We start from the raw sequence: 22,463 nt of genomic DNA, 5'->3' as shown, positions 1-22,463 counted from the left end.
CTCGGCGCGCCCAGCTCGGCTTGTCCAGCTCGGCTCGCCCGGCTCGGCTCGCCCGGCTCGGCTTGTCCAGCTCGGCTCGCCCGGCTCGGCTCGCCCGGCTCGGCTTGTCCAGCTCGGCTCGCCCGGCTCGGCTTGTCCAGCTCGGCTCGCCCGGCTCGGCTCGCCTTCCGGCTCGTTCGGCTCGGTTGGCCCTGCGGCTGGCCCGGGTCGGCTCGCCTTCCGGCTCGCCCGGCTCGGCTGGCCCTCCGGCTCGCCCGAGCCGCGCCCCGGGCTTGTCCGGGCTCGTCCGGGCTGATCCACGCTCTTCCGCGGGGCGATGCTCGGGGCGGCGGCCCGCAACATGCGCCCAGTACGTGCCGGTACGTGTCAGTACGTTCTCAGTAAGTGCCTAGCCGCGTGCTCAGCCGCGGCCCGGTCGGGGCAGGAGGCCGGGCGGGGCCGGGCCCGGGGAGGTGGGGGTGGGGCGCGGAATCCGGTTGGGTGGGGCCCGAGGCGCCGTTCGGGGCCGGATAGCGGTACGTTCGCCGCTAGCAAGGGCGACACGCGAGGGAACGTCGAGAGCGGTGGGGCGAGCCGCACCGTTGGGGACTCGGCGGTGTGGAGCCGTGGCGCAGGACGGACCCGACCAGGAACTCCGGAGGCGAGACGTGAGCAGCACGGCGATGGTGCGAGGCGCGACCGAGGACGCGGACCCGTTCGGGACCGCGGGGCTGCGGCGCGGCGTGCTGGACGCCTGGGCCGCGTCGCCCGCCCGGTTCCGGGAGGACGCCAACGCCGAGGAGGACCTGGCGCTGGGCGGCCACCGCGACCGGCTGGTCGTCGAACTGGCCCAGAACGCGGCGGACGCCGCGGCCCGCGCCGGGGTGTCCGGGCGGCTCCGGCTGACCCTGCGTCCGGCCACCGACGGTGAGCCCGCCGTGCTGGCCGCCGCCAACACCGGGGCGCCGCTGGACGCGGCCGGGGTCGAGTCGCTGTCCACCCTGCGGGCGTCGGCCAAGCGGGACGAGCCGGAGGGCGCCGTGGGGCGGTTCGGCGTCGGCTTCGCGGCGGTGCTCGCGGTGAGCGACGAGCCAGCGGTGGTGGGCCGCACCGGCGGGGTGCGCTGGTCGCTGGCCGAGGCGCGGGAGCTGACCTGGCGCACCGCCGAGACCAGCCCCGGCCTCGCCGACGAACTGCGCCGCCGGGACGGCCACGTACCGCTGCTGCGACTGCCGCTGCCCGCCGAGGGGACGGCCCCGGACGGCTATGACACGGTCGTGGTGCTGCCGCTGCGCGACGGCGCCGCCCTGGACGTGGCGGAGCGGCTGCTGGCCGGAATCGATGACGCCCTGCTGCTCACCCTGCCCGGTCTGACCGAGGTCGTGGTCGAGACCGCCGAAGGCAGCCGGACCCTGCGGCGCCGCCAGGAGGGCCCGTACACCGTTGTCGAGGACAGCGGGCGGAGCGATACGGCTGGTACGGGCGGTATCAGCGGTGCGGACGGCATCGGCGGTATCGGCGGCACGAGCGGTACCGGCGGCACTGGCAGTACCGGCGGCACGAGCGGTACCGGCGGTGCGACGCGCTGGCGCGTCGAGAGCGTCGGCGGGCGCCTGGACCCGGAACTGCTCGCCGACCGCCCGGTGGAGGAGCGGCTGCGTCCGGTCTGGTCGGTGACCTGGGCGGTTCCGGTGGACGGGGAGGGCGCGCCGGTGCGGCCCGCGACCGCCCCGGTGGTCCACGCCCCGACGCCGACCGATGAGCCACTGGGTATGCCGGCGCTGCTGATCGGGTCCTTCCCGCTGGAGCCCACCCGCCGCCACACCGCCCCCGGGCCGCTCACGGACTTCCTGCTGGAGCGCGCGGCCGAGGCGTACGCGACGCTGCTGCGCGACTGGCATCCGGTGTCGGTCGGCACGATCGGCCTGGTCCCGGGCCAGCTGGGCCGGGGCGAGCTGGACGGGGAGCTGCGCCGGCGGGTGCTGGAGCGGCTGCCGAGGGTGCCGTTCCTGCCCAGCGCCGCCGCGCCGACGACGGCGGCGGGCACCGAGGGAGTGGAGGGCTGGCTCGGGTCGCCGGACGCGCTCGGCCCGGACGCCGCACAGGGCGGTCCCGCGGCGGGGGAGCCGTCCGTGGCCGCCGCCCCGCCGACGGCCGCCCCCGCCGACTGGGACGACGACGTGCTGGCGCGCGGCGGCTTCGAGGGCGAGCCGTACGCGCTGCGCCCCCGGGACGCCGAGATCGTCGAGGGCGCGGGCGCCGAGACGGTACAGGTGCTGGCCGAGCTGTTCCCGACGCTGCTGCCCGCGGGGCTGGAGCGCCGGTCGGAGCTGCGGGTGCTGGGCGTGGCCCGGGTGCCGCTGGGTGAGCTGATCGACCGGCTCGCGGGTGTGGAACGCGCCCCGGCCTGGTGGCGGCGGCTGTACGACTCGCTGGGCGGGATCGACCCGGACCGGCTCAGCGGGCTGCCGGTGCCGCTGGCGGACGGCCGCACGACGATCGGGCCCCGGCAGGTGCTGCTGCCGCTGCCGGGCGAGGCCGATGGCGATCTGGACAGCACCCGTACCGCCGATACGGCCGTCACCGCCGGTACGGCCGGCATCATCGGCACCGCCGGAACCCCCGAAACCGCTGAAACCGCGGATCCCGGCGATTCCGGTGAAACCGCCGCAATCGCCGGAACCGGGGCCGCCGCGATCAGCGATACGCATCGCACCCTCGCCCGTCTCGGCCTGAAAGTCGCACATCCGGACGCCGCCCATCCGCTCCTGGAGAAGCTCGGCGCGACCCCCGCCACGCCCCGCGCCGTGCTGACGACCCCACAGGTCCGGGCCGCCGTCGCGCATTCGCTGGAGGCGGAGGACGAGTACGACCCGTTCGCGGAGGAGGGCGAGGCCCCGGGCGCGGCGCTGGACGCCGACACGCTGGCCGACACCGTCCTCGGCCTGGTCCAGCAGGCCCGGCTGGCGCCCGGCGACGAGCCGTGGCTGGCCGCGCTCGCGCTGCCGGACGAGGACGGGGAGCTGGCCCCGGCCGGTGAACTGGTCTTTCCCGGCAGCGCCTTCGAACAGGTGATGCGGGAGGGCGAACTGGCCGCGTGCGACGCCGAGCTGGCCGAGCGCTGGGGTGAGCAGCCGCTCGCCGCGGTCGGTGTGCTGGCGGGCTTCACGCTGGTCAGGGCCACCGATGTGGTGCTTGACCCGGATGAACTGGAACCGCGCGAGGGCGATTTCGCCGAACCGGACGACGTCGGCGTGCTGGACGCCGTCGACGTGTGGTGCGAGGACGTGCTGGACCGGCTGCCGCAGACGCCGGTGCCGCCGGTGGCCACCGAGATCGTCGCCGTACGGGACCTGGACCTCGTCGACGACGACGCCTGGCCGCGGGCGCTGGCCATGCTGGCCCAGCCGCCGCTGCGCGACGCGCTGACCGCGCCGGTGCGGGTGCTGCTGCCGGACGGCACGACGGAGACGGTGCGTTCGTACACCGCGTGGTGGCTGCGCGGCCATCCGGTGCTGGACGGCCGTCGTCCCGCCGGGCTGCGCGCCGCCGGGGGCGACCCGCTGCTGGCCGGGCTGTACGAGTCGGTGGACGCGGCCGGGTTCGAGGACGAGCAGGTGCTGCGCGCCCTGGGGGTGCGGACCTCCGTCGCGGCGCTGCTGGACGAACCGGGCGGCGCCGCCGAGCTGCTGGCCCGCCTCGCCGACCCGGACCGCGAGGTGACCGCCGCCCAACTGCACGCCATCTACGGTCAGTTGGCCGAGCTGGACCCGGAACAGGTCACCCTGCCCGATGAGGTGCGGGCCGTGGTCAGCGGTGAGCCGGTGGTGGTCGACGCGGGCGAGGCGCTGGTCGCGGACGCCCCCGATCTGATGCCGCTGGCCGAGGCGGACGGCCGTGCGCTGCTGCCGGTACGCCCCACGCGGGCGGCGGAGCTGGCGGAGCTGTTCCAGGTGCGGCGGCTGAGTGAGGTGTATCCGGCACGGGTCACCTCACAGGGCGATCCGCATGAGGTGCCGGAGGCGGTCCGCGAACTCCTCCCGGGCGCCCCGCTGTCGTACATCGAGCACGAGGAACTGCTGGTCGAAACCGAGCCCGAGCCGGAGGCCGAGGGCGGGGGTGGAGCCCAGGGCGGGGGCGAGGCCGAGCTGGACTGGCGGTACGTGGACGGCACTCTGCACGCCTCGACGGTCGAGGGGGTGGCGGCCGGTCTCGCCTGGGCGGCCGGTCACTGGTCGCGCCGGTTCGAGGTGGCGGCGCTGCTGGAGGACCTGACCCGTACCGAGGAGCTGGCGAGGGCCCGCTGGTTCGACTGACGGACGCGGCCCTGGGCGCCCGGGCCGGGGCTTGTCACGGTCTTCGGCCCTGTGCCCGGGTGGGGGCTTGTCCCGGCCCTGCGCCTGGTCGGGGCCTGGGTCCGGTCGGGGTCCGGTCAGGGCCTGCGTCCGGTCGGGGCCTGGGTCCGGTCGGGGCCTGCGTCCGGTCAGGGCTTGCGTCCGGTCGGGGACTGCGTCCGGTCAGGCCCTGCGTCCGGTCCTGCCCGGTCGGGTCCGGCGTCCGGTCAGGGCTTGCGCGCCACGCCCGCGAAGATCCACAGGTCCTTGGCCTCCGCTTCGGCCCTGGCCTGTTCGCTCTCGGGCTTCCAGCGGTGCGGCATCACCACACCCGGATCGACGAGTTCCAGCCCGTCGAAGAACGGAACGATCTCCTCGTGGGTGCGCCCCTGCACATGGATGCCGCTGCCGCGGTAGAGGTTGGTGACCGCGTCCGAGACTCCGGGGCGGGGGTCGAGCGCTCCGTGGGAGAGCATCAGATAGCTGCCCGACGCCAGGGGCTCGACCAGTTGTCTCACGATCTCGTACGGCTTCCGCTCATTCGCGATGAAGTGCATGATCGCGTTGAGCGACAGGGCGACCGGCTGGGACAGGTCGAGGGTGTCGGTCAGGTCCTCGGCGGCCAGGATCCCCTGGGGGTCGGTGATGTCCGCGTGGATGTACGCGGTGCGGCCCTCGGGCGTGGAGAGCAGCAGGGCCTGTGCGTAGGCCAGCACGATGGGGTCGTTGTCGGCGTAGACGACCCGGGACGTGGGGGCGACCTCCTGGGCGACCTGGTGGAGGTTGGGCTCGGTGGGGATACCGGTGCCGATGTCCAGGAACTGCCGTATGCCTGCCTCGGCCGCCAGCCAGCGGGTCGCGCGGTGCATGAATGACCGGTTGGCGCGAGTCCACGGCTTGACGTCGGGCCAGACGGCCTCGACCTGTTCGGCGGCCTGGGTGTCGACCGCGTAGTGGGTCTTGCCGCCCAGGAAGTAGTCGTACATGCGGGCCGAGTGCGGCTTGCTGGTGTCGATCTCATCGGCACGAAAGCGGTTACCGGTCATATCCGTCACATTACTGGTGAGTTGGTGCCCGCAAGACGGTAGTTCCCGAACAAAGTGCGCCCCGTGGGCCTTCTTCAACTTTGTGAACGGGCCGTGAAGATCGTACAGTTGTCCTACCCGGCTCCGCCCGCGCGTTCTCGCGGCGGGGCCCTCGTCTTTCCGTGTGCGCCACAGACCGGTGAGCGAGTGCGCCATGAGGAGGGGAGCGCGCCCGCGCACCAGGCCAAGGCGCCGGATCGTCACCGGGAACGGCGACGGTCCGGCGCCGTGCCGTCGGCGCGCCGTCGGCGATGCCGTCCTTGCGTGTTCGGGGTCGGCGCGTCAGCGTCCGGTGCCGCCTCGCGCGAGCGGGGGTGTACGACGTTGTCGCTCGTTCCCGCGCCCCGGCGGGCGCGTCAGTCGTTCCGCGAGCCGCGGATCGCCCGTTCCCGGGCGCGGACGTACCAGACGCCGATCAGCCCGAGGCCGCCTCCGGCCAGACAGGTCCACAGCCACCACAGGTGTCCGTGCTCGTCGAACCAGCGGTAGAAGGGGAGCTGGACGAGGAAGAGGACGAACCACAGGATCGTGCCGCCGGTGATCGTGGCCACGACGTTGCCCTCGAGGGGCTCCGGCGCCTCGTGCCTGGGGGTCCACTTCGTCATGGTCACAGCTTAAAGGGGCCGGTCCGGGCCCGTCCGGGGCCGGTCGGGAACGAGGCGGGGACGGGAAGGGAGCGAGGCGAGGACGAGGTGAGGACGGGGCGGGGACGGGGGGCCGGGATCGGCTTGGCGCTCGGACCTTTATAGTTTCATACTGAATAGTTCCGGGTCTGGGTGGAATGTCTTGTTCGATCATCCAAGAGGCCCCGCTGTTGACGTTCACACCTCTGAGGTCTTTCATGTCCCCCTCGGCCCCCGCGCCGGTCGGCGCCGGCAAGCAGGCTCCGACTCCCCCCGCCAACGGCATCGACAAGTTCTTCAAGATCAGTCAGCGCGGTTCCTCGGTCTCCCGGGAAATCCGTGGCGGACTGGCCACGTTCTTTGCGATGGCGTACATCATCGTGCTGAACCCGATCATCCTCGGGGCCGGAACGGACAAGTTCGGGCATCAGCTCAACAACGGCCAGCTGGTCACCGCGACCGCCCTGATGGCGGGCCTGACCACGCTGCTCATGGGGATCATCGGCAACGTCCCCATCGCGCTCGCCGCCGGGCTCGGCATCAACGCCGTGGTCTCGCTGCAGCTCGCGCCCAAGATGAGCTGGCCGGACGCGATGGGCATGGTGGTGCTCGCCGGTCTGGTGCTGATGATCCTCGTCGCCTCGGGGCTGCGGCAGCGGGTGATGGACGCGATCCCGAGCGGGCTGCGGCGGGCGATCGCGATCGGTATCGGACTCTTCATCGCCCTGATCGGCCTGGTCGACTCCGGCTTCGTCAGCCGTAACCCCGACGCCGCGCACACCACCGTCCCCCTGGGGCTGGGGGTGGCCGGGCGGTTGCAGGGCTGGCCGGTGCTGGTGTTCGTGGTCGGTCTCGCGCTCACGTTCGTCCTGGTCGTCCGCAAGACGCGGGGCGCGATCCTGATCGGCATCGTGACCATGACCGTCGTCGCGATCGTGATCAATTCGCTGGCGCACGCCCCGGACGCCCAGTGGGGGCTGACCGTCCCCAAGGTGCCGGAGAAGGTGGTCGACACCCCGGACTTCGGCCTCATCGGCCATATCAGCCTCTTCGGCGGCTTCCATGAGGTCGGCCTGCTCACCGGCTGCCTCTTCGTCTTCACCGTGCTGCTGTCCGGCTTCTTCGACGCGATGGGCACGATCATCGGCGTCGGTGAGGAGGCCGGGCTGACCGATGAGCGCGGTCAGCTGCCGGGCATGGGCCGGATCCTGATGATGGACGGTGTCGCGGTCGCGGGCGGCGGCTTCGGCTCGGCCTCGGCCAACACCTGCTTCGTGGAGTCCACGGCGGGCGTCGGGGAGGGGGCGCGCACCGGCCTCGCCAACGTGGTGACCGGCGGTCTCTTCCTGCTCGCGCTGATCTTCACCCCGTTGGCCAAGGTGGTGCCCTCGCAGGCCGCGACCCCCGCGCTGGTCGTCGTCGGTTTCCTGATCATGGCGTCGAACGTCAAGGAGATCGACTGGAGCGACTTCACGATCGCGATCCCGGCCTTCCTGACCATGGTCTCGATGCCGTTCACCTACAGCATCACCAACGGGATCGGGCTCGGCGTGCTCTCGTTCCTGCTGCTGCGCATCGCCACCCGGCGGACCCGGGAGATCCCGTGGCTGCTGGCCGCGGTGGGGGCGTGCTTCCTGGTGTACTTCATGCTCAACCCGATCGAGCAGGCGCTCGGGGTCTCCTGACCGCGGTCGCTCGGGGCTCCTGAGCCACCGCCTGAGCCGCAGGCGCTCGGGGTCCTCCGGGTGCGGTCGCTCGGGGTACTCCGGGCGCAGGTGCGTGGGGTCCTCCGGGTGCAGGCGCTCGGGGTCTCCTGAGTCGTCTGGCCACCGTCCTCCCGCACTCGCGCATGAGCGTCCCGGACCGAGGTGTCCTGGGCGCTCCTGTGTGTTCCCGTGTGTTCCTGTGTGTTCCTGTGCGTTCGCGGCCCTGTGACCGGTTGCCCGGGTGTTACTACCCGGAGTCAACTCACTCGTTCGGGTGAAATAGAAATAGGGAAGTCACCAGGGTTTTCATTAGGCGAGGTAATGAGTTATGCTAAAGACCATGCCGGATCTGTCCCGCCCCCAGCGCCAGGCGGAGGCGCCCCCCGACCACGCTGACGCCGTGAACGCCCTGCGGTCCGGAGTGATGCGTCTGTCGCGGAGGCTCAAGCACCAGCGGGTGGACGAATCGCTCAGCCCGACCGAGATGGCGGTCCTGGGCACGTTGGCCCGGTGCGGCTCCGCCACCCCGGGCGAGCTGGCCCGTAAGGAGCACGTCCAGCCGCCCTCGATGACCCGCATCGTGGCCCTGCTGGAGGCCAAGGGACTGGTCAGGCTCGAGCCGCACCCGGAGGACCGGCGGCAGAAGGTCGTCTCGCCGACCGAGCGCGCAGAGGCCATGCTCGAAGAGAGCCGGCGCAAGCGCAATGCCTGGCTGGCCGAGCTGGTCGGCAAGCTGACCGAGGACGAGTGGGACGCGCTGCGTGCCGCCGCGCCCGTGCTGGAGAAGCTCGCGCAGATGTAGCAATGACTGAGGCAGCCAGGAGGCGAACGCACTTGAGTACGGGACCCGGAGCAGATTCCGCACCCGCACCGAAGAACCCCGCAGATTCCGCATCCGTACCCGGCCCGGTCCCCGACCGCGCCGTCGCCACCGGCGACGTGCCCCAGGGGCGCACCAAGGGCGGGACCTTCCGCTCGCTGAAGGTCCGCAACTACCGGCTGTTCGCGACCGGTGCCATGATCTCCAACACCGGCACCTGGATGTCGCGGATCGCCCAGGACTGGCTGGTCCTCAGTCTCACCGGCTCCTCCACCGCGGTCGGCATCACCACCGCGCTGCAGTTCCTGCCCATGCTGCTCTTCGGCCTGTACGGCGGGGTCATCGCGGACCGCTGTCCCAGGCGTCGGCTGCTGCTGATCACCCAGACCGCGCTGGGGCTGTGCGGGCTCGCCCTCGCCGCCCTCACCCTCAGCGGCCATGTGCAGGTCTGGCACGTCTACCTGATCGCGTTCCTGCTCGGCATGGTCACCGTCGTCGACAACCCGACCCGCCAGGTCTTCGTCAACGAGATGGTCGGCCCGAAGGATCTGCGGAACGCGGTCAGCCTCAACTCCGCGAACTTCCAGTCCGCCCGGCTGGTCGGCCCGGCGGTCGCCGGTGTGCTGATCACCGCCGTGGGCAGTGGCTGGGCCTTCCTGATCAACGGACTCTCCTTCGGTGCCCCGATCATCGGGCTGCTGATGATGCGCACCAGTGAGCTGCACACGGTCAAGCGGGCACCGCGCGGCAAGGGGCAGCTGCGGGAGGGGCTGCGCTATGTCGCCGGGAACCCCGATCTGATCTGGCCGATCGTGCTCGTGGGCTTCATCGGCACCTTCGGCTTCAACTTCCCGATCTGGCTGAGCGCCTTCGCCGACGATGTCTTCCACGCCGGGCCCGGTACGTACGGCCTGCTCAACACGCTGATCGCGATCGGTTCGGTGACCGGCGCGCTGCTCGCCGCCCGGCGCGTGGTGGCGCGGCGGCGGCTGCTGGTCGGGGCCGCGCTGATGTTCGGCGTGCTGGAGATGGTCGCGGCGGTCACCCCGTACTTCTGGCTCTTCGCGGCGCTCATGGTGCCGATCGGGATCTTCAGCCTGACGTTCAACGTGACCGCGAACTCCAGCGTCCAGCTCGCGACCGACCCCGCGATGCGGGGCCGGGTGATGAGCCTGTTCATGATGGTCTTCGTCGGCGGTACGCCGATCGGCGGGCCGCTGGTGGGCTGGCTGACCGACACCTGCGGTGCGCGCATAGGCTTCGCCGCCGGCGGTCTGGTCTCGGCCGCCGCCGCGGCCGGGGTGGGGCTGATCCTGGTCCGGGCCGGCGGACTGCGGATGAAGCTGGACCTCCGCCGCGGTCATCCCCGGGTGGTCTTCGTCCCCCGCGCCCCCGAGGACCGGAAGCAGCTCGCCGCCACGGCCTGAGCGCGGTGGCACGGCCCGCGCCGGCGGGGGCGGGCGTATCCGGCGCTGGGGCGGGGCTCGTGGTGAAACGTGGCGAGCTGGTGGTGCCGGTGCGCTCGCGCTCGGTGGTCAGGACGGCTGGACCTGGTCGAAGAGGGCGAGGGCTTCGGCGGGGTCCGGGCTCACCAGGCGCTCCAGACCAGCCGCCGTGAGCTCCGCCCACCTGCCGGCTCGTGCCCACATCTGTTCCTCGAAGGCGCGGACGGCCTCGTCCAGGTCTCCGCGGCCGGTGGCGATGGACTCGGCGAGTTCGGCGCCTTCCAGCATCGCGAGATTCGCGCCCGCCCCCAGCGGGGGCATCAGATGGGCGGCGTCGCCCAGCAGCGTCACCCCGGGGACGTGGGTCCAGGTGTGGGACACGGGCAGGACGTAGAGGGGGCGGTGGACGAACGCGGTGCCGTGGCGGAGGAGGTCGAGGACGGGAGCGGCCCAGCCGTCGAACACAGCCAGCAGGCTCGCTCGCACCGCCTCGGCGTCGGCCAGGTCCAGATGTGTGTGCCAGTCCAGCGGCGCGCGGAACTGGGCGTACACCTTGACGTGGCCGCCGCTGTTGCGCTGGGCGACGAGAGCCCGGTTCACGCCGTACGCGGCCACGGAGCCGTCGCCGATCAGCCGGGCGAGGCCGGGGTGGCGGGTGTCGACGTCGTCCAGGGAGGTCTCGACGAAGGTGACGCCGGTGTAGTGCGGCGTCACCGGCGAGACTGCCGGGCGGACCCGGGACCAGGCGCCGTCCGCGCCGACCACGAGGTCGAACGCCTCCTGCCGCCCGTCCGCGAAATGGACCACCGCGCCGTCCCGGGTCCCCGGCACCACCTGCGTCACGCCCCGCCCCCATTGGACGTCGAGAGGGCCGAGCAGCAGGTCACGGAGTTGGCCGCGGTCGATCTCGGGATTGGCCCGGTCATTCGGACGCGGTCGCCAGTCGCGCAGGACGGTCCCGTCCGCGTCCAGGATGCGCATGGCCTGCCCCTCGGGGCGGGACAGCGCCTGGAACTCCGTCAGCAGCCCCGCCTTGTCCAGCGCGCGCTGGCCCAGCCCTTCGTGCAGGTCCAGCGTGCCGCCCGGGGGACGGGCGTCGGGGGCGGGATCGCGTTCGAGGACGGCGACGGGGTGGCCATGGCGGTGCAGGACACGGGCGAAGGTGAGGCCGGCGGGGCCACTCCCGACCACGGCGATACGATGTCTCATGGCGATACACTGTATTTCCGTTCGACGACGCATCGCAACAGAAACGGTGTGACCATGACTGTCTGGGACCGACCGGAGCCGCCGACTCGCCCCGTGCCGCTCGACCGGGAGCGGATTGTCGCCGCCGCTGTCGCGCTGGCCGACGAGGGCGGGCTGGAGGCGGTGTCGGTGCGCAAGGTCGCCGCCCGGCTGAACGCCGGCCCGATGCGGCTGTATGGATACATCTCCACCAAGCAGGAGCTGTTCGACCTCATGGTGGACGAGGTCCAGGCCGAGATCCTCCCCGAGGAGCAGCCCGACGACTGGCGGGAGGCGCTGCGCGTCCTAGCCCACCGCACCCGGCAGGCCGCTCTCCGCCACGAATGGCTGGCCGACCTCCTCGGCGGCCGCCCGACCCTGGGCCCGCACGGCCTCGCCGTGACCGAGGCCACGCTGGCCGCCCTCGACGGCCTCGCCGACATCGACACCGTCATGCGCGCCGTGGAGACCGTCAGCGCCTACGTCACCGGCGCGATCAGGCGCGAGATCGCGAACCTGCGGGCCGAGCGCGCCACGGGCCTGTCCAAGCTCGACTGGCAGCGCGCCTCCGGCCCGCATGTGACGAGCATGTTGGCCTCGGGCCGCTTCCCCGCGCTGGCCAAGGCTGTGTACGACGGTACGGACGTGGACGCCGAGACATCCTTCGCGACCGGCCTGGACTGGGTCCTGGACGCCGTGGCCGCCAAACTCACCCGGCCGCCGGCGTGACGCTCAGCTCCTGCCTGGTGCGGTGAGCGAGGTCGGGGCCGACGTCCACGGGCGCGGTCGGTCGCCGTGCGTCGGGAGGCGGCCGGGCCGACGGCCCCGCCGCACGCCCGGCCGAGTGCCACTGCCCGGGTCCGCGTCTGCTGGCCGGGTCGGCGTCCGCGTCCAGGCCCGCGTCCGCATCCGCTGCCCGGATCCGCAGCTCGGCGCCCGCTGCCCGGGTCCGCGCCCAGCGCTCGGGTCCGTTGCCCGGGCCCGCGTCCGCTGCCCGCGCCCATGTCCGTTGCCCGGGTCCGCGTCCAGCGCCCGCATCCGTGTCCGTTGCCCGCCCCCGTGTCCGTTGCTCGCGCTCGCGTCGGTTGCCCGCGTCCGCGCCCGCTGCCCGCGTCCGCGCCTGCGCCCGCGTCCGCGTCCAGCGTCCGCACCCGGCGCCCAGTGGGTGCCGGGTGGGGGAGACTGGGCGGGTGAGACTCTTCGCCGCCGTGTTGCCGCCGGAGGCGGCCGTCGCCGAGCTGGCCGCGCGGGTCAAGTCGCTCCGGGCGCTGCCGGGGGCGGACGGGCTGCGCTGGACCGAGCGGGAGGGCTGGCACTTCACGCTCGCCTTCTACGGGGAGGTGACCGAGGAGGTGCTCCCCGAGCTGCACACCCGGCTGGCCCGGGCCGCCCACCGGCACCGCCCCCATGAGCTGCGGCTCGCGGGCGGGGGCCGGTTCGACGACCGGGTGGTGTGGGTGGGCGTCGACGGCGACGGCGAGGCCCTGCGGGGGCTGGCCGACTCCGCCGCGGCGGGGGGTCGGCGGGCCGGGATCCCGATGGACCGGCACCGCCCGTACCACCCGCACCTGACCATCGCGCGCACCCGTGCCACGCGCCACCACCGCTCCGCCACCAGCCTCGCGCCGTACGCCGAGCGGCTCATGGACTTCGCGGGCCGGGAGTGGACCGTGCGCGAGCTCAGCCTGGTGCGCAGCCATCCACCGGCCCCGGGCGTCCCCGGGCAGCAGCCGCGCTATGAGGTGGTGGCGGCCTGGCCGCTGGGGCACTGAGCGGTCCGGCTAGTCTCGGGGTGTGGACCCCAAGACCAGAAACATGATCATGAGCGGCGCGCTGGTGCTGATCCTCGTCGTCGTCGCCGCGGCCGCCGCGCTGGGCGGCTGAGCGGCCGGGACGTGGTCGCCGGGGGCGGTGTTCGCCGGGCCGAGTACCGAACACCGCCGCCGCGACGTCTACCAGGCGAACGCCTCGGGTGACGGCCCGGGGCCCGGGAAGATCGCGTCCAGCTCGGACAGCAGCTCCTCGCCGAGCGTCAGCTCCGCGGCGCGCACCGCCGAGGCCAGCTGTTCGGCCGTGCGCGGGCCCACGATCGGACCGGTCACCCCGGGCCGGGTGAGCAGCCAGGCCAGGGCCGCCTCACCGGGTTCGATTCCGTGCTTGTCCAGCAGGTCCTCGTACCGCTGGACCTGATCGCGCACCGCGGTGTTCTTCAGCGCGTCGGCGCTGCGGCCGGACGCGGTGCGCGCTCCGCCGCCCTCGCGCTCCTTGCGGATCGCGCCGCCGAGCAGCCCGCCGTGCAGCGGCGACCAGGGGATGACGCCCAGACCGTACTCCTGCGCGGCCGGGATGACCTCCATCTCGGCGCGGCGCTCGGCCAGGTTGTACAGGCACTGCTCGCTGACCAGCCCGTACGAGCCGCGGCGGGACGCGGTCTCGTTGGCCTGGGCGATGTTCCAGCCCGCGTGGTTGGAGGAACCGGCGTAGATGATCTTGCCCTGCTGGACGAGGACGTCGACGGCCTGCCAGATCTCCTCCCACGGGGTGGAGCGGTCCACGTGGTGGAACTGGTAGAGGTCGATGTGGTCCGTGCCGAGCCGCTTGAGGCTGGCGTCGACGGCCCGGCGGATGTTGACGGCCGAGAGCTTGTCGGTGTTGGGCCAGGGGTCGCTGTCCGCGGTCATGTGCCCGTACATCTTGGTGGCGAGGACGGTCTTGTCGCGCCGCCCGCCGCCCTTGGCGAACCAGCTTCCGATGATCTCCTCGGTGCGGCCCTTGTTCTCGCCCCAGCCGTACACGTTGGCGGTTTCCAATGGTCAATTTTGATACCGCGATCCTGACTGCATAAGGTAATCATCCGGTTACCGATGGGGGGAGAGGGCGAACGAGCATGGCGAGAGTTCTGGGTGTCGTTCGTCTGTCGAGGGTGTCGGACGAGACCACATCGCCGGAGCGTCAGCGTCGGTCCATCCAGCGATGGGCCGATCAGGAGGGGCACGTCGTCGTGGGGTGGGTCGAGGACATCGACGTGTCCGGCGGGGTCGAGCCGTGGAAGCGTCCGGAGTTCGGCAAGTGGCTTCCCTCGACCATCGGGAAGGAGGTCAGCGCGATCGAGCACCGGATCGCGGTGGAGGAGTCGCGCGCCGACGAGTACGACATCATCTGCGCGCTGAAGATCGACCGTCTCTCGCGGCGCGTGCTCCACGTGCACACCCTCCTGGAGTGGTGCGAGAAGAGCGGTAAGGAGGTCGCGACCGTTGAGGACGGGATCAACCTCAGCACGCAGATGGGAAAGCTCCTCCTCAGCCTGATCGCGTCCTTCGCGGAAGGGGAGCTCGAAGCCATCAAGGCGCGGGCCAAGTCCTCGTACAACCACCTGGTGAAGGAGGGTCGCTGGCGTGGCGGCCGCACTCCGTACGGCTACCGCGAGGAGAAGCAGGAGACCGGCGACGGGTGGAAGCTCGTCCCTGACGACTACGGGACCGACACGGCCGGGACACTCCGTGAGATCGTCCGCCGTCTCATCGCGGGCGAGTCGGCGAACAGCATCGCGCAGTGGCTCAACGAGGACGTGTCGAAGACCCCGACGTCACTCGACGCTCAGATGATCCGCAGCGGCAAAACCCCGAAGGGGAGCCGCTGGACCGCCGCGAACACGGCCAAGGTCGTACGTTCCCGCTGCGTCCTGGGGCAGATGGAGGTGTCCGAGGAGGTGATGGTTGACGGGAAGAAGACGACACGACGCCGGGTCGTCCGGGACGCGGACGGCCAGCCCCTCCAGCGCGCGGAGCCTTTGATCACGCACGAGGAGTGGGAGCTGGCCAACAAGAAGTTGGACGAGAACACCAGCAAGCGCAACGGCAACCGCAAGGGTGGGTCGCCCTTGCTCCGGGTCGCGTTCTGCACATGTGGGGAGCCGGCATATCTCGGCCCTGGCCGTAACTGGCCCTACTACCGCTGCGCCTCCCGTACCACGCACAAGCCGTGTCCGACCGGAAGCAAGGGCATCGCGGCGCACACGCTGGAGGACGTCGTTGAAAAGGCGTTCCTCCTCGCTGCCGGGGACGTCGAGATCGTCCGGAAGGTCTTCCGGCCGGGCGTGGACTACACGCGCGACATCGAGGAAGTGAACCGCGCCCTGTCGGACCTGAGGGAGGACCGCGAGGCGGGTCTCTACTCCAGTGAGCTGGGCAAGCAGGAGTACCGGGAGGCTTACAAGAGGTTGGACGCGCGACGTGAACAGCTCATCGCGCAGCCCACGCGCCCGGACACCTGGGAAGAGATCCCGACAGGAGAGACCTACCGGGAACGGTGGAGCACGTTGTCGACCCAGCACGAAAAGGGCAGGGAGCTACGCGCCGCAGGGGTCAAGGCCGTCATCCATGCCGAGCCGATTCCCGGGATGACCGCCGCGCAGCTCATGGCTCCCGATGGCCATGACGGGATGTGGCAACACCTAGTCGGGAGGGTTCAGGTTCTGATCCCGATGGACTTCAAGCAGCGTCTGCGCAGCATGGCGGCGGTCCACAGCGAAGGCTGACCGACAACGCGATCGCACGCGCCAAGAGGCTCGACCTTGTATCGCCCCGGTCGGGAGCCGCTTGCCTTGTTCTTGGTTCTCACCTCTTCCAGAAGGGGAAGGGCGCACCGGTACCGTGCCGCGTCCATCAAGACCGGTGAACAACACATCGCACGTGTAGCCAGCACACGCCACACGTGTACCGGCATGGCCAGTGACCTGCGGAGCTCATGGCGGAGTTCGTGCGCAGCCTCATCAAGGAGCGCACCCGCGCCGGACTCGACACAGCCAAGGCGCAGGGGCGTATCGGCGGACGGCCGTCCGTCGTGAACGAGGACGTGCTGACCGTGGCCCGCGCGAGGAAGGCGAAAGGAGAGAGCGTCAGCGCCATCGCCAAGGCTCTGGGCGTCTCCCGGGCCACGCTGTACCGGCACCTCGGAGGCGACTCCTGACGGCGGCACCTGATGCCCTTGCATGGAGCGGGCTCGAAGCAGTTGGCTTGTGACCCATGAAGTACACGCAGCTCGGACGCACCGGACTCAAGGTCAGCCGACTCGTTCTCGGCACGATGAACTTCGGTCCGCAGACGGACGAATCAACCAGCCACGGCATCATGGACGCCGCTCTCGACGCGGGTCTGAACTTTCTGGACACGGCCAACGTCTATGGGTGGGGTGAGAACAAGGGCCGTACCGAGAAGATCATCGGGAACTGGTTCGTCAAGGGCGGTGACCGGCGCGACAAGGTCGTCCTGGCCACCAAGGTGTACGGGAACATGGCCCCGGACGACTCCCCCGTCTGGCCCAACCACGACAAGCTCTCCGCCCTGAACATCCGGCGGGCCGTCGACGCCAGCCTCAAGCGGCTGCAGACGGACTACATCGACGTTTACCAGTTCCACCACATCGACCGCAGGACTCCCTTCGAGGAGATCTGGCAGGCCGTCGACGTACTGGTCCAGCAGGGCAAGATCCTCTACGTGGGGTCGAGCAACTTCCCCGGCTACAAGATCGCCCAGGCCAACGAGACCGCCGCCCGCCGGGGCGGCACCATCGGCCTGGTCAGCGAGCAGTGCCTCTACAACCTCGCCGAGCGCCGCGCCGAGATGGAGGTCATCCCGGCCGCGCAGGACTACGGGCTCGGCGTCATCCCCTGGTCGCCGCTGCACGGCGGGCTGCTGGGCGGGGTCCTCAAGAAGGAGGCCACACAGGGGCGCCGGGCGAGCGGCCGCGCTGCCGACGCGCTCAAGGACACCAAGACACGCGAGCAGATCCAGGCGTACGAGAACCTCCTCGACAAGCACGGCCTGGAGCCCGGTGAAGCGGCGCTCGCCTGGCTGCTGACCCGCCCCGGCATCACCGGCCCGATCGTCGGCCCCCGCACGCAGGAGCAGCTGGACTCGGCGCTGCGCGCCCTGGAGCTGGAGCTGAGCGAGGAGCTGCTGACGTCTCTGGATGAGATCTTCCCCGGTCCCGGACCGTCTCCCGAAGCCTTCGCATGGTGAGGTAGCGGGTCTTTGTGAGGGGCTGTCGCCTTCTGCTTGCGTTCGAAGCGAGTTGGAGGCGGCGGCTTCGTCGTTTCCGTTCGGGGTCCGCAGGAGCGGTGAGCGTCAGCGATGCGCTGCTGTGCGACCTGGCGTCAAAGTTGCCAGTTGGCGGTGTGTCGAAGAAGTTGATGCCAGGCGTCGAGCGCGGCGTCCATGATCGAGTGGCTGTCGGCCTCATCGGTCTGCGGGCCGAAGTTCATGGTGCCGAGGACGATCCGGCTGACCTTGAGACCTGTGCGTCCGAGCTGCGTGTACTCCATGGGATCAGCCAAGCCGTTGGAGTGCGCTCCAATCAAGGGGGCTCATCAAGGGCTCCCATCAAGGGCTCCCGTCATGGGGGGCGGACCCCGGCGGGCCAAGGGGGCGTGGTACCGGTGCCTGGCGCCCCTGGCGGGATGGCAGGCTTGGGCCCATGCGTCCGCTTCCGCTCGTACTCGGTGCCGCCGCGCTGCTGGTCGTGTCCACAGTCGCCCCGGCCGCCGCCGACGACTCGTCGTCGCCGTCTCCCTTCACCATCGAGGATCCACGGATCACCGAGTCCAGCGGCCTCGCCGCGAGCCGTCTCCACCCGGGCGTCTACTGGACGCACAACGACAGCTCGGACGGGCCGTACGTCTACGCCGTCGACAGCCGGACCGGGAAGACGGTCGCGCGGGTCACCCTGCGCGGCATAGGGAACCCCCGCGACGTCGAAGCCATCTCGATAGGGCCGGACGGCAACATCTACGTCGGCGATATCGGCGACAACCTGGGCGGCAAGTGGTCCCATGTGTGGATCTACCGCTTCCCCGAGCCGAAGCGGCTGAAGGACGCCACCGTCACCGCGACCCAGTTCACCGTCCAGTACCAGGGCGGGCCGCGTAACGCCGAGGCGCTGATGGTCCACCCCGGAACGGGCCGCGTCTACATTGCCAGCAAGAGCGACGAGAACGGCGGGCTGTACGTCGGACCGGCCACGCTGTCCCCCTCGGGGGTCAATGTCTTCCGGCGGATCTCCGACATCGACATGGAGGTCACGGACGGGGCGTTCTCCCCGGACGGCACCCGCCTGGTGCTCCGTGGCTACTTCTCGGCCGCCATGTACCGCTGGCGGGACGGAAAGCCGGCCAAGCTGGAGAAGGAGCCGGGGCTGCCGCTGCAGCGGCAGGGCGAGTCGGTCACCTTCACCCCCGACGGAGGCGCCCTCATGTACGGCACCGAGGGCGCGAACTCCAAGGTGACGCCGGTGGACCTCGGCGGGGAGCTGCTGCCGGACGCCACCGCGAAGGAGCAGAAGAAGAACGGAAGCTACTCCGACCGCCCCGACGGCAAGCTCTCCAAGGACGAGAAGAACGGCAACCTGATCAAGGCCGGCCTCACCTTCGCCGGTGCGCTGGTCGTGTTCTACGGTCTGCGCAGGCTCTTCCGCCGGCGCTGACCGGCACCCACCCGCGAGACCCGTACGGACGAGTCACCCGTACGGACCACCCGTACGGACGAGCCACCGTACGGAAGGGCTACCTGTACCGAAGGGTCACCCGTACGGACGAGTCGCCCACGCGGAAGGGCCCAGCCACGCGGAAGGGGGCCCGCAGCCGGCCGACCGGCTGCGGGCCCCCTCCCGTACGACGCTTCCGCGCACACACGGTGCGCGGAAGCGGTCAGAAGCGCTCGATGACGTTCACAGACGCTCGATGACGTAGTCCACACACGCCGTCAGGGCCTGGACGTCCGCCGGGTCGACGGCCGGGAACATCGCCACCCGCAGCTGGTTGCGGCCCAGCTTGCGGTACGGTTCGGTGTCCACGATCCCGTTGGCCCGCAGCGCCTTGGCGACCGCGGCGGCGTCGATCTCCTCGTTGAAGTCGATCGTGCCGACGACCTGCGACCGCTTGCCCGGGTCGGCCACGAACGGGGTGGCGAACTTGGACTCCTCGGCCCAGCCGTACAGGGTGCGCGAGGAGGTCGCGGTGCGCCGCACGGCCCAGTCCAGACCGCCCTGTCCGTTGATCCACTTCAGCTGGTCGTCGAGCAGGAAGAGCGTCGCCAGCGCCGGGGTGTTGTACGTCTGGTTCTTCAGCGAGTTGTCGATCGCGGTCGGCAGCGAGAAGAACTCCGGGATGTGCCGGCCGGACGCGTGGATCCGGGCGGCGCGCTCCAGCGCGGCGGGCGAGAACACCCCGATCCACAGACCGCCGTCCGCCGCGAAGGACTTCTGCGGCGCGAAGTAGTAGACGTCCGTCTCGGCGATGTCGACCGGCAGACCGCCCGCACCGGAGGTCGCGTCCACCAGCACCAGCGCGCCCTCGTCGGCGCCGGCCACCCGCTGGATGGGCATGGCGACACCGGTGGAGGTCTCGTTGTGGGTGAAGGCGTAGACGTCCGCGCCGCTCTCGGCCCGCGGCTCCGGGTGGGTGCCCGGGTCGGAGGAGATCACCGTGGGCTCCTCCAGCCACGGCGCGAGCTTCGCCGCCTTGGCGAACTTCGAGGAGAACTCGCCGAAGGACAGGTGCTGGGACCGGGACTCGATCAGACCGTGGGTCGCGATGTCCCAGAAGGCGGTGGAGCCGCCGTTGCCCAGGATGACCTCGTACCCCTCCGGGAGCTGGAAGAGCTCGCGCACCCCCGCGCGCACCGAGCCGACCAGGTTCTTGACCGGGGCCTGGCGGTGGGAGGTGCCCAGCAGGGAGCTTCCGGTCGCTGCCAGGGCGCTGAGCGCCTCGGTGCGCACCTTGGAGGGGCCCGAGCCGAAGCGTCCGTCGGCGGGCTTGATGTCATCGGGAATCCGGATCTCAGCCACGAGCCGAAGCCTAATCCGTCGGCCCCCGCCGTCCGACCGGGCGTCCAGCCGCTGAGACGAACCGTCCACACCCTGTTGACGCAGGCAGACGGCCCGGTGTAAGCGCGCTCGCGGAACACGGCGGCCGTGAATCGGAATTGGACATTCTCAACCGCCCGCCCGCCGTGGACCATGGAGGCATGGCTGATCACGAGGCAGACGCACTGGAGCAGGCGCTGCGCCGGACCGTCCGCGGGGACGTCGCCTTCGACACGGCGAGCCGGGCGCTGATGACGATGGACGCGTCGAACTACCGGCGGGTGCCCGCCGGGGTGGTCGCCCCCCGCGACGCGGACGATGTGGCGGCGGCGCTCGCCGTGTGCCGGGAGCACGGGGTGCCGGTGGTGGCGCGCGGCGCCGGGACCTCGATCGCCGGACAGGCCACCGGGCTCGGCGTCGTCCTCGACTTCACCCGCCATATGCGCGGCATCCTCTCGCTCGACCCCGAGCGGCGGACCGCCGTCGTCCAGCCCGGGGTCATCCTCGACGACCTCCGCGCGGCGGCCGGCGCCCATGGGCTGACCTTCGGCCCCGACCCTTCCACCCACAGCCGCTGCACCCTCGGCGGCATGATCGGCAACAACTCCTGCGGCTCCCACTCCGTGGTCTGGGGCACCACCGCCGACAATGTCCACGAGCTGGACGTCCTCACCTACGGCGGGGAGCGGGTGCGGGCCGCCCAGGGCCTCCACGACCTGCCCGCCCGGCTCCGCGACGGCATACGGTCGCTGGCCGGTCAGCACCTGGCCCTGCTGCGCACCGGCTTCCCCGAGCTGCCCCGCCGGATCTCCGGCTACGCCCTGGACGAGCTGCTGCCCGAGAAGAACGCGGATGTCGCCCGTGCCCTCACCGGCAGCGAGGGCACGCTCGGCGTGGTGACCGAGGCGACCGTACGGCTGGTACCGGCGCCCGCCGCCCGCGCCCTCGCCGTGCTCGGCTACCCCGACGAGAGCGCGGCGGCCGAGGCCGCGCACACCCTGCTGCCGTACGGCCCGCTGACCGTCGAGGGCATGGCCGCCGATCTGGTCGCCGGGGCGTCCGGGCTGCCCGAGGGCGGCGCGTGGCTGTTCGTGGAGGTCGGCGGCGCCGGCCGCGAGGAGGCACTGGCCCGCGCCCGGGAGGTGGCCCGCGCCGCGGCCGGGACCACCACCGACCACACCGTGGTGGCCGACCCGGCCGCGCAGCGCGCCCTGTGGCGGGTGCGCGAGGACGCCTCCGGCACGGCCACCCGCGACCGGGACGGCGGCGAGGCATGGCCCGGCTGGGAGGACTGCGCGGTGCCGCCGGCCCGGCTCGGCGCGTATCTGCGGGACTTCCGCGCCCTGATGGACCAGCACGGGCTGCGCGGCACGCCGTACGGGCACTTCGGGGACGGCTGCATCCACGTCCGCATCGACTTCGACCTGATGCGCGAGGCCGGGGTCCGGGTCTTCCGGGACTTCTCCTCCGACCTCGCCGATCTCGTGGTCGCCCACGGCGGCTCGCTCTCCGGTGAGCACGGCGACGGACTGGCCCGCGCCGAGCTGCTGCCGCGCATGTACGGGGCGGAGATGGTCGGGCTCTTCTCCCGGTTCAAGGACCTGTGGGACCCGGAAGGCGGCCTCAACCCCGGCGTCCTCGCCCGCCCGCAGCGCGTGGACCAGAACCTGCGCTTCGATGTGCTGCCCCGGCGCCCGGTGGACGTCGAGTTCGGCTATCCGCACGACAAGGGGGACTTCTCGGCGGCCGTCCGGCGCTGTGTGGGCGTCGCCAAGTGCCGCAACGAGTCGGTGTCCGGCGCGGGGGTGATGTGCCCGTCGTACCGCGTGACCGGTGAGGAGCGGCACTCCACGCGCGGCCGCGCCCGGCTGCTGCACGAGATGCTCGCGGGCGAGGTCGTCCAGGACGGCTGGCGCTCGGAGGAGGTCCGGGACGCGCTCGACCTGTGCCTGTCCTGCAAGGGCTGTCGCAGCGACTGCCCGGTCGAGGTCGACATGGCCACGTACAAGGCGGAGTTCCTGCACCACCACTACCAGGGGCGGCCGCGGCCCGCCGCGCACTACTCGATGGGCTGGCTGCCGGTGTGGCTGCGGGCGGCGTCCCTGCTGCGGGCGGCGCCGGTGCTCAACGCGCTGTCCGGGGTGAGCCCGCTCGCCGCCCTGGCCAAGCGCATGGGCGGCATCGCCCCCGAACGCGACATCCCGGAGCTGGCCGGTGAGCCCTTCACGAGGTGGTGGCGGCAGCGGGTGCGCGCGGCGGCGCGCGACACCGGGCCCGGCTCAGGGCCGGGGCGGCCCGGTCGGCCGCACGGCTCCGGGCCGGGGCGGCACGGCCGCCTCCCCGCCGGGGCCGACCATGGCCCGGGGGCACCAGCGGGGCCGGGGG

At 71.8% G+C, this 22,463-nt stretch carries 15 protein-coding genes and 2 pseudogenes; 11 read left to right on the top strand and 6 right to left on the bottom strand.

Annotated elements, in window-relative coordinates:
• Positions 1-662: 662 nt before the first annotated feature.
• Positions 663-4,295 (top strand): sacsin N-terminal ATP-binding-like domain-containing protein, encoded by a 3,633-nt coding sequence (locus AXW62_RS09725; RefSeq protein WP_060944152.1) that lies wholly within the window; start codon positions 663-665, stop codon positions 4,293-4,295.
• 245 nt (positions 4,296-4,540) lie between these two features.
• On the opposite strand, the gene AXW62_RS09720 is transcribed toward AXW62_RS09725, so the two are convergent.
• Both AXW62_RS09720 and AXW62_RS09715 read right to left on the bottom strand, forming a co-directional pair.
• Positions 4,541-5,359: an SAM-dependent methyltransferase gene (locus tag AXW62_RS09720; protein WP_060944151.1), complete on the bottom strand. Its 819-nt coding sequence runs from the start codon at positions 5,357-5,359 to the stop codon at positions 4,541-4,543.
• Positions 5,360-5,754: 395 nt separating this feature from the next.
• Complete coding sequence (locus AXW62_RS09715) at positions 5,755-6,003, bottom strand: DUF2530 domain-containing protein (RefSeq protein ID WP_060944159.1); 249 nt, start codon at positions 6,001-6,003, stop codon at positions 5,755-5,757.
• A gap of 236 nt (positions 6,004-6,239) precedes the next feature.
• Here AXW62_RS09715 and AXW62_RS09710 point away from each other — a divergent pair, with 236 nt between their 5' ends.
• The 3 genes from AXW62_RS09710 (at position 6,240) to AXW62_RS09700 (ending at position 9,974) form a co-directional block, all read left to right on the top strand.
• Positions 6,240-7,706, top strand: coding sequence for an NCS2 family permease (locus AXW62_RS09710; RefSeq protein ID WP_060944150.1), 1,467 nt, complete (start codon positions 6,240-6,242; stop codon positions 7,704-7,706).
• Positions 7,707-8,067: 361 nt separating this feature from the next.
• On the top strand, positions 8,068-8,529 hold the full coding sequence (locus AXW62_RS09705) for a MarR family winged helix-turn-helix transcriptional regulator (protein WP_060944149.1): 462 nt from the start codon (positions 8,068-8,070) through the stop codon (positions 8,527-8,529).
• A 32-nt stretch (positions 8,530-8,561) separates the two neighbouring features.
• On the top strand, positions 8,562-9,974 hold the full coding sequence (locus AXW62_RS09700) for an MFS transporter (protein WP_060944148.1): 1,413 nt from the start codon (positions 8,562-8,564) through the stop codon (positions 9,972-9,974).
• 108 nt (positions 9,975-10,082) lie between these two features.
• On the opposite strand, the gene AXW62_RS09695 is transcribed toward AXW62_RS09700, so the two are convergent.
• Complete coding sequence (locus AXW62_RS09695) at positions 10,083-11,201, bottom strand: FAD-dependent oxidoreductase (protein ID WP_060944147.1); 1,119 nt, start codon at positions 11,199-11,201, stop codon at positions 10,083-10,085.
• Between the two features lie 54 nt (positions 11,202-11,255).
• On the opposite strand from AXW62_RS09695, the gene AXW62_RS09690 reads away from it, so the two are divergent.
• Together AXW62_RS09690 and thpR are read left to right on the top strand one after the other, a co-directional pair.
• Positions 11,256-11,948, top strand: a complete 693-nt coding sequence (locus AXW62_RS09690) for a TetR/AcrR family transcriptional regulator (protein ID WP_060944146.1) — start codon at positions 11,256-11,258, stop codon at positions 11,946-11,948.
• A gap of 461 nt (positions 11,949-12,409) precedes the next feature.
• Complete coding sequence (thpR, locus tag AXW62_RS09685; protein ID WP_060944145.1) at positions 12,410-12,991, top strand: RNA 2',3'-cyclic phosphodiesterase; 582 nt, start codon at positions 12,410-12,412, stop codon at positions 12,989-12,991.
• A gap of 180 nt (positions 12,992-13,171) precedes the next feature.
• Here thpR and AXW62_RS09680 read toward each other — a convergent pair.
• Positions 13,172-14,026, bottom strand: a pseudogene (locus tag AXW62_RS09680) (aldo/keto reductase); the annotation flags it as partial.
• An 80-nt stretch (positions 14,027-14,106) separates the two neighbouring features.
• Between AXW62_RS09680 and AXW62_RS09675 the strand changes: the two are divergent.
• The 3 genes from AXW62_RS09675 to AXW62_RS09665 all read left to right on the top strand — a co-directional run bounded on the left by AXW62_RS09675 (position 14,107) and on the right by AXW62_RS09665 (position 17,239).
• Entirely contained in the window at positions 14,107-15,756 is a 1,650-nt protein-coding gene (locus AXW62_RS09675) for a recombinase family protein (protein WP_060944144.1), read from the top strand.
• 209 nt (positions 15,757-15,965) lie between these two features.
• Complete coding sequence (locus tag AXW62_RS09670; protein ID WP_060944143.1) at positions 15,966-16,187, top strand: helix-turn-helix domain-containing protein; 222 nt, start codon at positions 15,966-15,968, stop codon at positions 16,185-16,187.
• 56 nt (positions 16,188-16,243) lie between these two features.
• Complete coding sequence (locus AXW62_RS09665) at positions 16,244-17,239, top strand: aldo/keto reductase (RefSeq protein WP_060944142.1); 996 nt, start codon at positions 16,244-16,246, stop codon at positions 17,237-17,239.
• 154 nt (positions 17,240-17,393) lie between these two features.
• On the opposite strand, the pseudogene AXW62_RS42620 reads toward AXW62_RS09665, so the two are convergent.
• A pseudogene (locus tag AXW62_RS42620) lies at positions 17,394-17,541 on the bottom strand (aldo/keto reductase); the annotation flags it as partial.
• Positions 17,542-17,693: 152 nt separating this feature from the next.
• On the opposite strand from AXW62_RS42620, the gene AXW62_RS09660 reads away from it, so the two are divergent.
• Positions 17,694-18,698 (top strand): esterase-like activity of phytase family protein, encoded by a 1,005-nt coding sequence (locus AXW62_RS09660; RefSeq protein ID WP_060944141.1) that lies wholly within the window; start codon positions 17,694-17,696, stop codon positions 18,696-18,698.
• 243 nt (positions 18,699-18,941) lie between these two features.
• Here the strand turns inward: AXW62_RS09660 and serC are convergent, their stop codons facing one another.
• Positions 18,942-20,060 (bottom strand): phosphoserine transaminase, encoded by a 1,119-nt coding sequence (serC, locus tag AXW62_RS09655; RefSeq protein ID WP_030828420.1) that lies wholly within the window; start codon positions 20,058-20,060, stop codon positions 18,942-18,944.
• A gap of 179 nt (positions 20,061-20,239) precedes the next feature.
• Here serC and AXW62_RS09650 point away from each other — a divergent pair.
• Positions 20,240-22,463 (top strand): FAD-binding and (Fe-S)-binding domain-containing protein (locus AXW62_RS09650; protein WP_252368557.1); only part of this gene is annotated, 2,224 nt, incomplete at its 3' end.

This window comes from Streptomyces hygroscopicus subsp. hygroscopicus, assembly GCF_001553455.1.
GTDB classification, from domain to species: Bacteria; Actinomycetota; Actinomycetes; order Streptomycetales; family Streptomycetaceae; genus Streptomyces; species Streptomyces hygroscopicus.
Note: the sequence above shows the minus strand (reverse complement) of the source record. Positions and strands in the feature narration are given on the sequence as shown.

Coding starts and splice junctions, on each gene's coding strand:
- AXW62_RS09725 (WP_060944152.1), top strand. CDS start 663: ATGGTGCGAGGCGCGACCGAGGACGCGGACCCGTTCGGGACCGCGGGG.
- AXW62_RS09720 (WP_060944151.1), bottom strand. CDS start 5,359: ATGACCGGTAACCGCTTTCGTGCCGATGAGATCGACACCAGCAAGCCG.
- AXW62_RS09715 (WP_060944159.1), bottom strand. CDS start 6,003: ATGACGAAGTGGACCCCCAGGCACGAGGCGCCGGAGCCCCTCGAGGGC.
- AXW62_RS09710 (WP_060944150.1), top strand. CDS start 6,240: ATGTCCCCCTCGGCCCCCGCGCCGGTCGGCGCCGGCAAGCAGGCTCCG.
- AXW62_RS09705 (WP_060944149.1), top strand. CDS start 8,068: ATGCCGGATCTGTCCCGCCCCCAGCGCCAGGCGGAGGCGCCCCCCGAC.
- AXW62_RS09695 (WP_060944147.1), bottom strand. CDS start 11,201: ATGAGACATCGTATCGCCGTGGTCGGGAGTGGCCCCGCCGGCCTCACC.
- AXW62_RS09690 (WP_060944146.1), top strand. CDS start 11,256: ATGACTGTCTGGGACCGACCGGAGCCGCCGACTCGCCCCGTGCCGCTC.
- AXW62_RS09675 (WP_060944144.1), top strand. CDS start 14,107: ATGGCGAGAGTTCTGGGTGTCGTTCGTCTGTCGAGGGTGTCGGACGAG.
- AXW62_RS09670 (WP_060944143.1), top strand. CDS start 15,966: ATGGCGGAGTTCGTGCGCAGCCTCATCAAGGAGCGCACCCGCGCCGGA.
- AXW62_RS09665 (WP_060944142.1), top strand. CDS start 16,244: ATGAAGTACACGCAGCTCGGACGCACCGGACTCAAGGTCAGCCGACTC.
- AXW62_RS09660 (WP_060944141.1), top strand. CDS start 17,694: ATGCGTCCGCTTCCGCTCGTACTCGGTGCCGCCGCGCTGCTGGTCGTG.